Raw genomic sequence first — 15,041 nt, forward strand, 5'->3', positions numbered from 1 at the left:
CTCAGTCAATGCGTACCAGGCGCCGCCGTTGCAACTGCCCGGCAAGCAGCAGCTCAATGGCTTGCGGCACTTCATCCAGGCCGATTTCTTCGGCCAGTTGCGGAAGCTGGGTGAGCTTCCACTGCAGCGACAGCTTGTCCCACATGGAGGCCTTGACCACCAGGGGCAGCTCCACGGAATCCACTCCCAGCAGATTGACGCCGCGCAGGATGAACGGCAGCACGCTGGCCTGGAACTGGCTGCCTGCGGTCAGGCCGCAGCAGGCAGCGCTGGCCCCATAGCGCAGCGCCTTGACGACGTTGAACAGAATGTCGCCACCCACGGTATCCACTGCAGCCGCCCACTGCTCCTTGAGCAGGGCTTTCTCGCAGCCCTGTTCAAGTTCGCTGCGCGCCAGGATACGCTGCGCCCCCAGGCTGAGCAGCCAGTCGTGCTGACTGGTCTTGCCGGTACTGGCGACCACCTGATAGCCCAGTTGTGCCAGCAGGGCCACCGCAACACTGCCTACCCCGCCACTGGCGCCGGTCACCAGCACCGGGCCGGCATCACAGGTCAGCCCGGCCTGTTCCAGTTTTTCCACGCACAAACCGGCAGTCAGCCCCGCGGTGCCGAGCAACATGGCTTCGCGCAAACTCAGCCCGGAGGGACGCTTGATCACCCAGGCAGCCGGGACGCGAATGTACTGGGCCATACCGCCGCTGGTGTTCATGCCCAAGTCGTGCCCGGTGACGATCACTTCGTCGCCAGCTGTGAATTCAGCCACGGATGACTGCTCAACCACCCCCGCTGCGTCGATACCCGGCGTATGGGGATAGTGGCGGGTTACTCCCCTGTTACCGCTCGCCGACAGGGCGTCCTTGTAGTTCAGCGAGGAGTAATGCACGCGGATCAACAGATCGCCGGCCGGCAGTTCTGCCAGGTCTCGCTGGACGATCTGCTGGACGAAGCGGCCATCCTGCTCAATGACCTGAAGTGCCTTGAATGTGCTCATCTTGCAACCTCTCAATGCTAAAACCTTGCCTGGTTCAAACGCTCCCAGGCCTTGAGCAATAGCCCGTCGACACTCCCGGCCGCTGCCAGGCCCACACGTTCGGACAGGCTTTTACGCTGCACAAAATGCAGCTGGTACACATCGGCCTCGTTGGCGCGCTGCGCCAGGTACTCGTCACTGGTGCCCAGTTGATCGACCAGCTGTCGAACCAGAGCGTCCTGTCCCAACCAGACTTCCCCCGTGGCGATCGCCTCGATATTCAGTTGTGGCCGATAGCTCGCCACGAACGCCTTGAACAAGGCATGGGTAGTTTCCAGATCTTGCTGGAATTTCTCCCGACCCTGTTCGGTGTTTTCGCCGAATACTGTCAGAGTGCGCTTGTATTGCCCGGCTGTCAGCACCTCGAAATCAATATCGTGGCGTTTGAGCAGACGATGTACGTTGGGCAGCTGGGCTACTACGCCTATCGAACCCAGTATGGCAAAAGGTGCCGCCAGCACCCGGTTGGCGATACAGGCCATCATATAGCCACCACTGGCCGCGACCTTGTCCACGCAGACCGTCAACGGAATCCCCGCCTGGCGTATCCGCGCCAGCTGCGAGGCGGCCAGGCCATAGCCATGCACCATGCCGCCCGGGCTTTCCAGGCGCACAACCACCTCGTCCTCGGGGCGCGCCATGCTCAGCAGGGCCGTCACCTCATGACGCAAACTGTCTGCCGCACTGGCTCGGATATCGCCCTGGAAGTCCAGCACATAGATACGCTGGCGGTCGTTTTCCTGCTTCTTGCGCGCCTTGGCCTGGCGCTCTTCTTCCTTGCGCAGCGCCTTCAGCGCCGGCTTGTCGAGCACCTGTTGTTGCAAGCGCTGGCGCAACTCCTGATAGAACTCATTGAGTTTGTGCACCTGCAGTTCACCACCCTGCCCTCGTCCTTTGCTGCGTAAAGCCGCTACCACCACCAGCAGGGCCAGCAACGCCACCAGCAGGGTAAAAGTCTTGGCCAGAAACAACGCATACTCGCTGAAAAACTCCACGCATCCTCCTTGTCGAAAGGGTCCATGCAGCCGCTGCTGCAGTACCAGGCAAAGGCTCAAGCATAGCGGTGGCAACCGATGCCAGCCAGCCCGGCAGCGCAGCACCCTAGCGGATTCAAACAAGCGTATGTTTTTTCGTTGACAGTCTCCCGCCTTGCCCATACCCTCGGCGCATCTCAACGCCTAGCGAGAGTCCTGCGTACGTGGGCAGCATCTACCTGATCCGACATGGCCAAGCCTCTTTCGGCAGCGACGATTACGACGTTCTGTCGCCTGTCGGGGTGCAACAGGCAGAAGTCCTCGGACGACATCTGGCGGCACTGGGTATCAACTTGCAACGCTGCCTGAGTGGCGACCTGCGTCGCCAGCAGCATACCGCGCAAGCTGCCATGGCGCAGCTGGCGGCTTGCGGGGGCCACTGTCCTGCCCTGGAAATCGACGCCGCCTTCAATGAGTTCGATGCCGATGCGGTGATTCGTCAGCTGTTGCCCGACCTGTTGCGCGATGAGCCGCACGCCTTGGAAGTGATGCGCAATCCGGCCGCTCAGCGTGCGGAGTTTCAGCGCTTATTCGCGCAGATCATCCAGCGCTGGGTGGAACAGTCCACGGACAGCGACAGCGTGGAAAGCTGGACAGCGTTTTGCGACAAAGTGTGCGAGGGTTTGCAGCGGGTGCTCGCCCAGGCCGGCAAGCGCGACAACATTGCCCTGTTTACCTCGGGCGGAACCATTACTGCACTGCTACACCGTTTTGCCGGCATTCCGGCAGCCAGGGCATTCGATATGAACTGGCAGATCGTCAACACTTCGCTCAGTTGCCTGAAGTTTCGTGGCGACCAAGTGAACCTGGCTTCCTTCAATAGTCACGCCCATTTGCAACTGTTGAAGGCGCCGGAGCTCATCACCTATCGTTGAGCGCCGGCCAACCTGCGGCTTGCAAGGTCGCACAACCCAAAACAAAGGAAAAGACCATGACCACCGTTGCTGAAATCGTTCAAACCATGCAGTCCAAGTTCAACGCCGCTGCCGCTGCTGGCCTGGACCTGGTGTTCCAATTCAACATCGAAGACGGCGAGAACTATGCGCTGATCGTCAAGGACGGTACCTGTGCCGTTGAGCAAGGCGAGAATGCCAATGCCAACGTTACCCTGATCATGGACACCGAGACCCTGAAAGGCATCACCAGCGGTGAAACCGACGGCATGCAGGCCTTCATGGCTGGCAAGCTGCGCGCTGAAGGCGACATGATGCTGGCCATGAAACTGGGCGAACTGTTCCCGGTTTAAGCGCCGCCAGCCTTGCCAGAAACCGGAGCCTTGGTGCTCCGGTTTTTTTTCGTCTACAGCAAAGATCAGGCAGTTTGATTGACCGGCAACAGTGCGATCTATAACACCGCCGCAGGCTTGTAGGGCTGGCAGAAGGCGCATTAGATTAGCCAATAATCGATGGCCCTCATCATAAATAGAAGGGATTAACATGACGCTGACTGATCAATCCACCCGCATCCGCTCCGGTGAAGAGCTAGACGCAGGCACTATCGACCAGTACCTCAAGGCGCATATTCCCGGGCTGAGCGGTACGCCCAAGATCAGCCAGTTTCCCGGTGGCGCATCGAACCTTACCTACCTGATCGAGTATCCGGAGCAGGAGTTTGTCCTGCGTCGTCCGCCCTTCGGCCACAAGGCCAAGTCGGCGCATGACATGGGACGCGAATACCGCATTCTCAACCAGTTGAATGCCGGCTTCCCCTACTGCCCCAAGGCCTATGTACATTGCACCGATGAATCGGTGATCGGCGCCGAGTTCTACGTGATGCAGCGCGTCAAGGGCATCATCCTGCGCTCGGACATGCCAGCGGAGCTGAATTTCAGCGCCGAGCAGACCCGTGCGCTATGCCAAAGCTTCATCGACAAGCTGGTTGACCTGCATAACGTCGACTACCAGGCATGCGGCCTGGGCGACCTGGGCAGGCCGGAAGGTTATGTGCAACGGCAGATCGAAGGCTGGAGTGATCGCTACGAGAAGGCCCTGACGCCCGATGCGCCGTTGTGGGAACCGGTCAAGGCCTGGCTGCGCGAGAAAATGCCAGCCGACCACGTCAAGCCCGGCATCGTGCATAACGACTACCGTTTCGACAACGTGATCCTCGATCCGGGCAATCCGATGCAGATCATCGGGGTTCTGGACTGGGAGCTGACTACCATCGGCGACCCGCTGATGGACTTGGGCAACACCCTGGCCTACTGGATCGAAGCCGCCGATCCGGCCCCCGTGCAACTGATGCGCCGCCAGCCCAGCAATGCCCCTGGCATGCTGACGCGTCGTGAGTTCGTTGACTACTACGCCGAAAAAGCCGGTATCCGTATCGACAACTTCGACTACTACTACACCTATGGACTGTTCCGTCTGGCGGGCATCGTGCAGCAGATCTACTACCGCTTCTACCACGGCCAGACCCAGGACAAACGCTTTGCCCAGTTCGTGCAGATGAACAAGCTGCTGGAACAGATGAGCCTGCAGGTCATCGGCAAATCTACCCTCTAACCGGCTGTACAGCCGCTTACTGCCAAGGAATCACCATGTCCAAGACCCACCTGTTCGACCTTGATGGCAAGATCGCTTTCGTTTCCGGCGCCAGCCGTGGTATCGGCGAGGCCATTGCCAAGCTGCTCGCCCAGCAGGGCGCCCATGTGATCGTGTCCAGCCGCAAGCTGGATGGCTGCCAGGCGGTCGCTGACGCGATCATCGCCGAGGGCGGCAAGGCAACCGCTATCGCCTGCCATATTGGTGAAATGCAGCAGATCAGCGAAGTATTCGCGCAGATTCGCGAGCAGTTTGGCCGTCTGGATATCCTGGTCAACAATGCCGCCACCAACCCGCAGTTCTGCAACGTGCTGGATACCGACCTGGGGGCCTTCCAGAAAACCCTGGATGTGAACATTCGCGGCTATTACTTCATGTCCATCGAAGGCGGCAAGCTGATGAAAGCCAATGGTGGTGGCAGCATCATCAACGTGGCGTCGATCAATGGGGTCACCCCGGGTGAGTTCCAGGGTATCTATTCGGTCACCAAGGCCGCGGTGATCAGCATGACCAAGGTGTTCGCCAAGGAGTGCGCGCAGTTCGGTATTCGCTGCAACGCCCTGTTGCCGGGCCTGACCGACACCAAGTTTGCTTCGGCGCTGACCAGCAACGATGCCATCCTCAAGCTGGCCCTGCAGCGCATTCCGCTCAAGCGCGTTGCCGACCCCAGCGAAATGGCCGGTGCGGTTCTCTACCTGGCCAGCGAAGCGTCCAGCTACACCACTGGCGTGGCGCTGAATGTCGACGGTGGTTACCTGGCCTAAGCCGCACGGGTAAAAAAATGGCCTCGCAAGAGGCCATTTTTATGGGTGCGGTTCAGCGCCAGTTGGCGAGCGCCTCGTTGGCCGCCTGGTTGAGTGGTTGGGCGAGGAGCCCGGCAGCTGAAAGGCTGACCGAATAGGCGGCGCCATCGGCGAGCGGCAGGTAGGTCACGCGCTGTGCTTCGGGCGTCACCACATAGAGGTCACCCTGCCGGCTGCGCAGCCAGCGCCAGAAGTCCACGCCATAGGGGCTCTGTGCCAAGCTAACTTCGGTATGACTGGCCAGTTGCTGTTCTTCGATGGACAGGAAGCGCCCACTGAGCCGCTCCAGGCGATAGCCCGGCTGCAGGCCGATCAGTGCCGCCAGGCTCTTCCAGCGCAGCAGACGAACATCCAGTTGCCAGAGATCACCCTGCAGGCGTACCTCGCGCATCTCGCTGCCTTCAAGCAGGGTCACCCGATAATCCTTGTCGCCATCGGCCTGGAACGTCAGGGTCAGCAATGGCCGATCAGCCGGGAGCATCTGATAGCTGTGCAGGTCGTAGCCGACCACCCCGATCACGCCGGCACCCGCCAGCAAAGCCAGCCCCGCGCTGCCGCGCAACCAGCCGAGCAGCCAGTTGCTGCGCAACAGCATGGCGGCGGCTTGCCAGGCCAGGAGCAAGGCAAGTACGGCAATGCCGATGGCCAGGGCGTAATACTGCATGGAGTCGATTCCTTCTCTGCACGATAGGCGGCATTATGCTCAGCCCGTTGCATGGCAACCAGTTGCCGGCACGCACAATCTGACACAGATCGAGTTTTTATGGCGTTTGCCTTTGACCCAGGCGTACTAATGGTTCTCCTGCTGGTGGCGTTCACCGCAGGTTTCATCGATGCGATTGCCGGTGGCGGAGGGCTGCTGACCATCCCTGCCCTGCTCACTGCCGGGCTGCCTGCCCATCTGGTGCTGGGTACCAACAAACTGTGCGCTACCTTTGGTTCCGCCACCGCCAGCCTGGCGTTTTACCGGCGTCGCTTGTTCCGTCCGACAGACTGGCGCAATGCCTTGCTAGGTACCGCCTGTGGTGCCTTGCTAGGGGCGCTGCTGGCCCAAGCCATGCCGGCTAACTGGTTGCAACTCATGCTGCCCGTGGTGGTGTTTGCTTGCGGTCTGTATTTGTTGCTAGTGCCGACGCCCAATGCCGGTTGTGCGCAGGAAGCGCCGCCCGCATCGGGACGGCAATGGCCGCAAGGATTGGCCCTGGGGTTTTATGATGGCGTGGCCGGGCCGGGTACAGGCGCTTTCTGGACAGTCAGTAGCTTGCTGCTGTATCCGCTCGACCTGCTCCGGGCCAGTGGCGTCGCGCGCAGCATGAATTTCGTCAGCAACGCCATGGCATTGACGGTATTCGCGCTGAGTGGCCAGGTTGCCTGGGTGCTGGGCATCGGCATGGGCCTGGCGCTGATGGCCGGCGCCTATCTGGGGGCGCGCAGCGCGATCGGCGGCGGCGCCCGGCTGATTCGCCCGTTGTTCATTCTCATGGTGCTGGCACTCAGTGCGCGCCTGGCCTGGCAACACTGGTCGATCGGCAATTAGTCAAGGCGCGGCAGGGTATGACCGAGGCGCTGCGCCAGGTAATGCTCGATAAGAAAGCGGGCAATGGAGCGCGGAGCCGGCAGCGTTGGCAGTTGATCGATGGCAAACCAGCGCGCATCCTCGATCTCGTCTTCCTGCAGGCACAGTTCACCGCCGGCGTAGTCGGCATGGAAGCCGAGCATCAGCGAATGCGGGAAAGGCCAGTTCTGGCTGCCCAGGTAACGGATGTTGTCGACTGACAGCCCCACCTCCTCCTGCACTTCACGACGCACACAGTCTTCAGCCGACTCGCCGGGCTCCAGGAAGCCCGCCAGGGTACTGTACATGCCGCTGACGAAACGCGGCGAGCGGGCCAATAACAGCTCATCGCCGCGTGTGACCAGCACGATCATGCTCGGCGCCAGCCGTGGGTACTGGCGCAAGCCGCAGGGTTCACAGGCCATGGCCCGCTCACCGGGGAGCAACTGCATGGCCTGTCCGCAGGCACCGCAGAAGCGGTGTTCACGAGCCCACTGGCCAATCTGGCTGGCATGACCCAGCAGGCGAAACAACTGTTCGTCATGCTGCAGCATGACCTCACGCAAACTCAGCCAGCGGCAGCCCGGCAACAGTTCCGGCTCGGCCAGCTCCCAGACTTGCACCGGAGCGCCATCGAACAGGCCAATACCATGCTGGGCCAGGCAACGTAGATCCTGCTGCTGCACCCAGTTCAGAGGGAACAGACAGCCATGGTCGTCAGCAAGAAAGTGTTGGCGTTGGTGCAATAGCACCCAGCCGCTGGCAGAGGGCGGGCTTTGCCAGGCCACCTGCCAGCGTGCTTCAGGCATTCGCGGGAACCGCCATGCCGAGCGCCTTGATGCTTTCCTCAGCCAGATCCAGCACGCTGGGTCGTGTTTCCGGACGCATCACTGCCCCCGACTCCAGGTAGTACTCCAGGCTCGACAGGGCATCGGCCAGGGTTTCCAGCAGTTGCCCTGGTGGCGTTTGCGCCGCTTCCAGCATCTGTTTCTGGATGTACTCGGCACAGGCTCCCACCAACCAGGCGGCACGTTGCTGTTGCAGGAACCACAGGCCGCCACGTACGGCTTGCAGCGTCGACGGCACGTTGGCCAGGTGCAGCTTGTCACCGCTGGATTCCAGGTAAGAGGTAATCGCCCGCTTGGCCAGATTAAGCCCGGCCTGAGCTTCACCAACCACCACGATATGTGCTTCGGTCAACTGGTGATTGGCAAAGGACTGTGCTTCCTGACCGGGCGGTACGACCGCTGGACGTTGCTCGCGTTGCAGGCTGGCCACCATGCTTTCCACATAGAGCACCGCATCAGCCAGACGATGCAGGCTGTCCGGCTGTGGCGGTTGTTCGGCCGACCATTCGGCGACTACCGGCAGTTGGGCCTGCAAGGCATTGCCGGCTGAGCTCAGGCCGACCATGTCGAGGGTCTTGGCCAGTTTACCAAGCAGCCCATGCAGGCTGGCATAGCTTTCCGGCTGGGCGGTGCCGCGCTCAATCAGGTCGAGCAAGTCCTTCAGGCCGGCCAACTCTTCATGGATGGCCGCTGACAAGGAGCGCAATACCGCCTGTCCCGGCCCGCTCAGGCGCTGATAGGCATCCTCGAGCATATGATCGGTAAAGGGCAGCGGTGTCAGGTTGAACGTATTGCGTACCTGCCGTGCCAAGTCGCCCTGGCTGGCACCCAGTGCTACCAGGTACAGCAGCTCCTTCAGCAGGCTACGCGAGATTTCGTGTCCGGGCTTGTGCAGGGCATGCTTGAGCTCTCGCTCAAGCCGGGAGAACAACTGCTTGCGCGAGCGACGTGGCAACAACTGGGCATCGCTACAGGTTTCCAGGGCTGCGGCGGCTATCCAGCACAACCGGCCAGGCTCACCGGCCAGGCCGGCATCCATGCGCTGCAGGGCTCGCATCATCAGTTTGAGGCTGGCCGGCAGGTTGTTACCGCGCAGGTAATCCAGCAGGCCGAGCTGATACATGTGCTGCAAGCGCCGCGACAGTGCGGCGTCCAGGCCGGCACCACTATGGCCGTCATGCGGGCGTGGCTGGTCAAGACGCACACTGAAGAAGAAGCTTTCCGGCAGGCTGGGCAAATGACCGGCCTGACGCAGTTCATTAATGGTCGGCAAGAGTGCTTCGGGCAACTCCTGGCGCAGCAACTCGACGTTCTCCAGGTAACGACGCAAGACGAACAACGCCTTGCACAGCGCCGAGAGTTGCCCATCGCGCTCGCTGCCGGCACCAGTCGGAATGTCGGTGGCCTGCTGGTAGACCTCCTGGGCAAGCATTTCCGCACCGGTCAACTCGATCAGGCTGAGGGTGCCGCGCACCTGCTGCAGGGCTTCGATGGCATGTTGCAGCAGGCTGCCATTGTCACGCTCGACAATGAACTGCTCCAGGCTCAGTTCCGCCTGCTCCATGGTGGCGTAGAGTTCGTCACGAACCAGCGCCAGGGATGTTCCGCCCTTCACCATAATGTCTGTGCGCCTCCCAGCGCGAAGTGTCCAGCGTCGGCGCGAAGGGGCAAGGCCGCCCTTCGCCTGAGTCTTTGCTCAAGCACCGCAGGCCGGACCGATGGCAAAGCTCAGGGCCATCAGCCGGATACGCTCGACATTCATTGGGTTATTTTCATGAAGGCATCGCCCAACTATAACAAGCGAGCATCAAATGTCGATGCTGGCCACTGTGACCCAGGCCACGTCCGTACAGTTGAGCAATTGTTCAGCTATCTCACGCAAGCATTTGATCAGTCAGGAATCACTCGTTGGACACAGAGGCACCCAGGGGTGTTTCAGGGGCAGGCGTGTTCACGCAGGCAATTCACCCAGGCCTGGCCATCGCGACGCTGCAGGCCGTGCACGTCACTGTCAAAGCCGGGGAAATGGCTGTCGAACCAGCAGGCAAAACGCAGATAGTCGAGGATCGCCGTGCATTGGCTCGTAAAACGCTCACCCGGCATGATCAACGGGATGCCCGGCGGATAGGGCACCAACATCACGGCCGCGACTCGACCAGCCAACTCCTCCAGCGCTACCGCTTCGATCTCGCCACGCACCAACTGATCGTAGGCCTGCGAGGGCTTGCAGACCGGCTGCGGCAATTCGGTATACATCTGGCGCATGGCCGTCGGTGTTGCATGCTGGCGGTAGCAATCGTGCAGTTGCTGGCTGAGATCACGCAACCCCAGCCCCGCATAGCGCTGCGGGTCCTGCTGATACACGCTGGGCAAGGCCGTAACCAGCGGCTGGTTGCTGTCGTAGCTGCGCTTGAACTCCAGCAACTCGGTCAGCAAGGTACTCCACTTGCCCTTGGTGATGCCCATGGAGAACAGCACCAGGAAGGAGTACAACCCGGTCTTTTCAACCACCAGGCCGCGCTCCCAGAGAAACTTGCTGACCAGTGCGGCGGGGATGCCCTGCTCGTCCATTTGCCCATCGACTCGCAGGCCTGGGGTAACCAGAGTGACCTTGATCGGATCGAGTAGCACATAGTCCTCGGCCAGCGCACCAAAACCATGCCAGCCGGCCGTTGGCTGCAACAGCCAGTCGGCGACCTGCAGATTGTCTGTACCGTTAACCTGTGCCGGCTGCCAGATATCAAACCACCAGTCACCATCGGCCAGCGTCTGTCGCAGATTGGCCAGGGCACGCCGGAAACTCAGTGCTTCATCAAAGGTTTCCTGAATCAGTGAGCGTCCGGCAGGCCCCTCCATCATCGCCGAGGCAACATCCAGCGAGGCCAGAATGCCGTATTGCGGCGAGGTGGAGATGTGCATCATGAAAGCTTCATTGAAACGCTCGCGGTCCAGTGGTGCCTGCCCGCCATCCTGTACATGGATCATCGAGGCCTGGCTGAACGCGGCCAGCAGCTTGTGCGTAGAGTGCGTGGTAAACACCAGCGGCGCGTGCGCGCTGCGTGTGGTGCCCATGCCGTAACGCCCCTGATAGAACTCATGGAACGCCGCATAGGCGTACCAGGCTTCGTCGAAGTGCAGTACATCAACACTGTCACCCAGCGCCTGCTTGATGCGCTCGGCGTTGTAGCACAGGCCGTCATAGGTGGAGTTGGTAATTACCGCCAGGCGGATCCGGGCAGTGGCCGGGTCAATACCACGCTCCCGGGCCAACGGGCTGGCGGCAATCTTGGCGGCCAGCGCCGACGGGGAGAACTCATCAAGGGCAATCGGCCCGATGATGCCCAGCTCGTTGCGGGTGGGTGTCAGGTACAGCGGCACAGCCCCGGTCATGATGATCGCGTGGAGGATCGACTTGTGGCAGTTGCGATCGACCAGCACCAGATCGTCACGACCGACCATGGCGTGCCAGACGATCTTGTTCGCCGTGGAGGTACCGTTGATCACGAAGAAGCTGTGGTCGGCCCCAAAATTACGTGCGGCACGCACTTCGGCCTCCGCCAATGGGCCGGTGTGATCGAGTAATGAGCCCAGCTCCGGCACGGACACCGAGAGATCCGAACGCAGAGTGTTTTCACCAAAAAACTGGTGGAACGCCTGTCCAACCGGGCTCTTGCGGTAGGCCACCCCCCCGCCATGGCCTGGTGTATGCCAGGAATAATTGGATTGCGCGGTATGTTGCACCAGCGCCTTGAAAAACGGCGGCAGCAGGCCATCGAGGTAATTGCGTGCAGCCCGTGCTACCTGGCGAGCGAGGAACGGTACGGTGTCCTCGAACAGGTAGAGCAGGCCGCGCAACTGATTGAGATCGGCCATGGCCTCGGCCGGGGCATTTTCGATGGTAACCTGCTCACCCAGGGCGAAGATCGGTAGCTGCGGGGCGCGCTGGCGGGCCACGCGGATCAGTTCCAGCACATCCTGCAGCAGGCGCTGGTTCTCCCCTGCGCCCTCGGCAGCCACCAGCACGCAAGCCAGGCCATGATGGGTCGAGGCGACGATGCGCCCCTCGCTGGCACTGGCCGTGGACAGGATGGCAAAACCGTCCTGAGCCAGTTCGTCGGCAATCGCCCGCACCCGCTCACCTGCCACGCTGTCGGCCTTGATATCGCGGTGCACGATCAGGATGGGGAACTTGAGGTCTTTGTACATGCTGAGATTCCTGAAGGCCTGCCATGCTGCAGGTCTTCAGGTTAGTTCTGCACAGCAGCGCGCGTCACCCCATCTGTAAGAAAAGGTCGCAATGCCGCAGTGTTTTACGCGTCCGGCTCCAGGGTCTGCCACAGCGCCTGGCCACCAGCGGCCTTGGCTATCGCCGTCAGACGGGCCGCATGCGCGGCACGCTCGGCTTCACTGGCGCGGATCACCCGCCCCGCTGCGCGGCTAGCCGGCAGGCGGCGGATCGGCGAGGCCTGCTGACGCCCGGAGTTGTCCCCTTCGGCATTGTCGCCGGCCAGCGACAGATGGGTTTGCCCGCCGGTCATCGCCAGGTAGACGTCGGCAAGAATCTCCGCATCGAGCAGCGCGCCGTGCAGGTCGCGCCCGGAGTTATCGACACCATAGCGCTTGCACAAGGCATCCAGGTTGTTGCGTTGCCCCGGATGACGCTCGCGGGCCATCAGCAGGGTGTCCAGCACCGTGCAATAGTCGTAGGCGTCGCTGCGCTCAGTTTGCCCAAGCAGAGCAAACTCGTTGTTGATGAAGCCAATGTCGAACGCCGCGTTGTGGATGATCAGTTCGGCGCCTTTGATGAACTCGAAAAACTCGTCGGCGATATCGCGAAAGCGCGGCTTGCCGATGAGGAATTCGTTAGTGATGCCGTGAACGGCGATGGCACCTTCGTCGACTTCACGGTCTGGCTGCAGGTAGACATGGAAGTGCTTGCCGGTCAGGCGGCGGCCAATCAGTTCAACACAGCCAATTTCGATGATGCGATGGCCATCACCCACCGGCATGCCGGTGGTTTCGGTATCCAGAACGACATATCTCATGCGCGGGCCTCCTCGACGCCACGGTTGGCCAATTGGTCGGCACGCTCGTTACCGGGGTGCCCGGTATGCCCGCGTACCCACTGCCACTGTACCTGGTGACGCTGCACCTGCTCATCGAGCAACTGCCAGAGGTCGGCATTTTTCACCGGCTGGCGTGCGGCGGTTTTCCAGCCGCGCTTCTTCCAGTTGGGCAGCCATTCCTGGATACCGCGCATGACGTATTCGGAGTCGGTCACCAGCTGCACCTGGCAGGTGCGCTTGAGCGCTGCCAGGGCCTGGATGGCCGCAGTTAGCTCCATGCGGTTGTTGGTGGTATCGCGCTCGCCACCCCACAATTCATGTTCGACGCCCTTGTAGACCAGCAGGGCGCCCCAGCCACCCGGGCCGGGATTGCCCTTGCAGGCACCATCGGTATACACCTGAACCAGATCAGTCATTCAGCTCTTCGTTTCTTCGCAATTGCGCCGGCTGACCTTGGCCACCGGCATGGGCAGGAGTTTTCCCATCGGCTCGCGACGCTGCCGCTGCAGTGGACGCAAGCCCACTACCAGCTTGCGCGCCATCAGCAGATAGAGACCGGCACCTGGCGCATGCAGGCGAGCCCCCAAACGCTCCAGTGGCTGCAGGCGCTGCTGCCAGCGGACCGAGGAAAGCGGCGGACGATAACACCCGTAGGCACGTTTCTCCAGCGCAAAGCCCAGTAGGCCCAGCCAGTCGCCCAGTCGCGCAGCACCCAGGCAGCGCGCCAGGCCCTGACCATCATCGGCAAACTGCTGACGCACGCCCCAGCTGCTCCAGGGATTCATCGCACAGATCAGCAAATGCCCGCCCGGACGCACGCAACGCGCGGCCTCGCGCAGCAGCAACTGTGGCGAGGCGCTGAACTCCAGACTGTGCTGCAGCACCACTACATCGGCGGCATGCTCAGCCAGCGGCCAGGCATGTTCCTCGCAATGAATCTGCGTAGCCGTACCCGGTGGCCCCAGACACACCTGCCGCTGGATGCGCGGGGCAAGCACGCCTGCGGGGGCGGGTCCGCAATGCACGAGATAGCCGCCAAACAAGCCGGCCAGTGCTTCTTCCAGCAACGGCTGGGCGGCTTCCAGCAGCTGCTGGCCGTGGGGCTGGGCAAACCACTGCTGGGCCTGCAGGTCATGCAACCGTTGCAGGCGTGCGGCACTGTCGAAACGCTGCTTTAACATGGCAAACCTCCGCGGCAATGTCGCTACTCTGGTCTGCCCTTCGGCGGGATGCAAGCCAGGCGCCCGGCTGCGTTGCTTGGCGGCAGCCGGACGGTGAGCTGGTAGACTATCGCAGCCTTATCTGGAGAGTCCGCGCATGCTGAGCATCGAGCCCCTGGCCGCCTTCAATGACAACTATATATGGCTGCTCGCCGATGCCGAGCAGCAGCGCTGTGCGGTCATCGACCCTGGCGATGCCAGTCCGGTACTGGCCTGGCTGGATGCCCACCCAGGCTGGCGCCTGGAGCAGATTTTCATCACCCACCACCATGCCGACCATGTCGCTGGCTGCCGTGCATTGCAGGCCGCCAGCGCTGCACGCATCCATGGTCCGGCCGGTGAACGACTGCCCGTCTGCGACCAGTGGCTGCACGATGGCGACCAGCTCACGCTGCTCGACCGCCCCGTGCAGGTGCTGCATGTGCCAGGCCATACCCTGGGGCATATCGCCCTGTATTGCCCGCGCCAGGATAACCAGCCTCCCCTGCTGTTCTGCGGTGACACCCTGTTCGCCGCCGGGTGTGGACGGTTGTTCGAAGGCAGCCCGGCACAGATGCTCGCTTCGCTGAAGCGTCTGGCCAGCCTGGATGACGACTGCCTAGTGTATTGCACACATGAATACACCCTGAGCAACCTGCGTTTTGCCCTGGCAGTCGAACCAAGTAATCCGCACCTGCAGGTCTGGCAAGAGCGCGTGACTGCTCAGCGCCAGGCCGGCCTGTGCAGCCTGCCCAGCCGGATTGACGAAGAGAAAGCCGGCAACCCCTTCCTGCGTTGCCTGCAGCCGGAAATACGCCAGCAACTGGAGCAGCGTGCCGGACGCACAGCGCTTGACGAGGTCGAGCTGTTCGCCACCCTGCGCGCCTGGAAAGACGTGTTTTGAGAGCGCTGCGACAGACTGTCGGGTTGACCCTGGTTGCTCAGGGTTTCTAAAATCGCCGT

15 protein-coding genes are annotated in these 15,041 nt (G+C 61.7%); 6 read left to right on the forward strand and 9 right to left on the reverse strand.

The annotated features are described in order from the left end of the window. Position 1: 1 nt before the first annotated feature. Positions 2–991 carry a YhdH/YhfP family quinone oxidoreductase gene (locus CFY91_RS13320; RefSeq protein WP_093986856.1) on the reverse strand — a complete coding sequence of 330 codons (990 nt, stop codon included), beginning with the start codon at positions 989–991 and terminating at the stop codon, positions 2–4. A 17-nt stretch (positions 992–1,008) separates the two neighbouring features. Then, complete coding sequence (sohB, locus tag CFY91_RS13325) at positions 1,009–2,025, reverse strand: protease SohB (RefSeq protein ID WP_093986857.1); 1,017 nt, start codon at positions 2,023–2,025, stop codon at positions 1,009–1,011. Positions 2,026–2,228: 203 nt separating this feature from the next. On the opposite strand from sohB, the gene CFY91_RS13330 reads away from it, so the two are divergent. From CFY91_RS13330 to CFY91_RS13345, 4 genes are all read left to right on the forward strand, one after another. Then, positions 2,229–2,939: a histidine phosphatase family protein gene (locus CFY91_RS13330; protein WP_093986858.1), complete on the forward strand. Its 711-nt coding sequence runs from the start codon at positions 2,229–2,231 to the stop codon at positions 2,937–2,939. Positions 2,940–2,995: 56 nt separating this feature from the next. Beyond that, a complete protein-coding gene (locus tag CFY91_RS13335) occupies positions 2,996–3,310 on the forward strand; it encodes an SCP2 sterol-binding domain-containing protein (RefSeq protein WP_093986859.1) in 315 nt (104 codons plus the stop codon). Positions 3,311–3,500: 190 nt separating this feature from the next. Continuing rightward, positions 3,501–4,568 (forward strand): phosphotransferase family protein, encoded by a 1,068-nt coding sequence (locus CFY91_RS13340; RefSeq protein ID WP_093986860.1) that lies wholly within the window; start codon positions 3,501–3,503, stop codon positions 4,566–4,568. Between the two features lie 35 nt (positions 4,569–4,603). Continuing rightward, positions 4,604–5,371 carry an SDR family oxidoreductase gene (locus CFY91_RS13345; protein ID WP_093986861.1) on the forward strand — a complete coding sequence of 256 codons (768 nt, stop codon included), beginning with the start codon at positions 4,604–4,606 and terminating at the stop codon, positions 5,369–5,371. Between the two features lie 52 nt (positions 5,372–5,423). On the opposite strand, the gene CFY91_RS13350 is transcribed toward CFY91_RS13345, so the two are convergent. Then, the gene (locus CFY91_RS13350; RefSeq protein WP_093986862.1) at positions 5,424–6,074 is read right to left on the reverse strand and encodes a hypothetical protein; all 651 of its coding nucleotides are present in this window, start codon (positions 6,072–6,074) and stop codon (positions 5,424–5,426) included. Positions 6,075–6,173: 99 nt separating this feature from the next. Between CFY91_RS13350 and CFY91_RS13355 the strand changes: the two genes are divergently transcribed. Next, positions 6,174–6,947: a TSUP family transporter gene (locus CFY91_RS13355; RefSeq protein ID WP_093986863.1), complete on the forward strand. Its 774-nt coding sequence runs from the start codon at positions 6,174–6,176 to the stop codon at positions 6,945–6,947. On the opposite strand, the gene nudC is transcribed toward CFY91_RS13355, so the two are convergent. The 6 genes from nudC to CFY91_RS13385 all read right to left on the reverse strand — a co-directional run bounded on the left by nudC (position 6,944) and on the right by CFY91_RS13385 (position 14,060). After that, positions 6,944–7,774 (reverse strand): NAD(+) diphosphatase, encoded by an 831-nt coding sequence (gene nudC / locus CFY91_RS13360; protein WP_093986864.1) that lies wholly within the window; start codon positions 7,772–7,774, stop codon positions 6,944–6,946. The two genes, CFY91_RS13355 and nudC, sit on opposite strands and share 4 nt — an antisense overlap. Continuing rightward, positions 7,767–9,431: a FimL-related protein gene (locus CFY91_RS13365; protein WP_093986865.1), complete on the reverse strand. Its 1,665-nt coding sequence runs from the start codon at positions 9,429–9,431 to the stop codon at positions 7,767–7,769. The genes nudC and CFY91_RS13365 overlap by 8 nt, the downstream gene beginning before the upstream one ends. 317 nt (positions 9,432–9,748) lie before the next feature. Continuing rightward, positions 9,749–12,019 (reverse strand): Orn/Lys/Arg family decarboxylase, encoded by a 2,271-nt coding sequence (locus CFY91_RS13370; RefSeq protein ID WP_093986866.1) that lies wholly within the window; start codon positions 12,017–12,019, stop codon positions 9,749–9,751. 104 nt (positions 12,020–12,123) lie between these two features. Continuing rightward, the gene (gene dnaQ, locus CFY91_RS13375; RefSeq protein WP_093986867.1) at positions 12,124–12,858 is read right to left on the reverse strand and encodes a DNA polymerase III subunit epsilon; all 735 of its coding nucleotides are present in this window, start codon (positions 12,856–12,858) and stop codon (positions 12,124–12,126) included. Further along, the gene (gene rnhA, locus CFY91_RS13380) at positions 12,855–13,295 is read right to left on the reverse strand and encodes a ribonuclease HI (RefSeq protein WP_093986868.1); all 441 of its coding nucleotides are present in this window, start codon (positions 13,293–13,295) and stop codon (positions 12,855–12,857) included. The genes dnaQ and rnhA overlap by 4 nt, the downstream gene beginning before the upstream one ends. Beyond that, positions 13,296–14,060: a class I SAM-dependent methyltransferase gene (locus CFY91_RS13385; protein WP_093986869.1), complete on the reverse strand. Its 765-nt coding sequence runs from the start codon at positions 14,058–14,060 to the stop codon at positions 13,296–13,298. 136 nt (positions 14,061–14,196) lie between these two features. Between CFY91_RS13385 and gloB the strand changes: the two genes are divergently transcribed. Further along, positions 14,197–14,982, forward strand: coding sequence for a hydroxyacylglutathione hydrolase (gene gloB / locus CFY91_RS13390; protein ID WP_093986870.1), 786 nt, complete (start codon positions 14,197–14,199; stop codon positions 14,980–14,982). Positions 14,983–15,041 lie beyond the last annotated feature (59 nt).

The organism is Pseudomonas fluvialis (assembly GCF_002234375.1).
Taxonomy (GTDB): domain Bacteria; phylum Pseudomonadota; class Gammaproteobacteria; order Pseudomonadales; family Pseudomonadaceae; genus Aquipseudomonas; species Aquipseudomonas fluvialis.

Coding starts and splice junctions, on each gene's coding strand:
- CFY91_RS13385 (WP_093986869.1), bottom strand. CDS start 14,060: ATGTTAAAGCAGCGTTTCGACAGTGCCGCACGCCTGCAACGGTTGCAT.
- CFY91_RS13350 (WP_093986862.1), bottom strand. CDS start 6,074: ATGCAGTATTACGCCCTGGCCATCGGCATTGCCGTACTTGCCTTGCTC.
- nudC (WP_093986864.1), bottom strand. CDS start 7,774: ATGCCTGAAGCACGCTGGCAGGTGGCCTGGCAAAGCCCGCCCTCTGCC.
- CFY91_RS13335 (WP_093986859.1), top strand. CDS start 2,996: ATGACCACCGTTGCTGAAATCGTTCAAACCATGCAGTCCAAGTTCAAC.
- CFY91_RS13320 (WP_093986856.1), bottom strand. CDS start 991: ATGAGCACATTCAAGGCACTTCAGGTCATTGAGCAGGATGGCCGCTTC.
- CFY91_RS13345 (WP_093986861.1), top strand. CDS start 4,604: ATGTCCAAGACCCACCTGTTCGACCTTGATGGCAAGATCGCTTTCGTT.
- CFY91_RS13355 (WP_093986863.1), top strand. CDS start 6,174: ATGGCGTTTGCCTTTGACCCAGGCGTACTAATGGTTCTCCTGCTGGTG.
- gloB (WP_093986870.1), top strand. CDS start 14,197: ATGCTGAGCATCGAGCCCCTGGCCGCCTTCAATGACAACTATATATGG.
- dnaQ (WP_093986867.1), bottom strand. CDS start 12,858: ATGAGATATGTCGTTCTGGATACCGAAACCACCGGCATGCCGGTGGGT.
- rnhA (WP_093986868.1), bottom strand. CDS start 13,295: ATGACTGATCTGGTTCAGGTGTATACCGATGGTGCCTGCAAGGGCAAT.
- CFY91_RS13365 (WP_093986865.1), bottom strand. CDS start 9,431: ATGGTGAAGGGCGGAACATCCCTGGCGCTGGTTCGTGACGAACTCTAC.
- CFY91_RS13370 (WP_093986866.1), bottom strand. CDS start 12,019: ATGTACAAAGACCTCAAGTTCCCCATCCTGATCGTGCACCGCGATATC.
- CFY91_RS13340 (WP_093986860.1), top strand. CDS start 3,501: ATGACGCTGACTGATCAATCCACCCGCATCCGCTCCGGTGAAGAGCTA.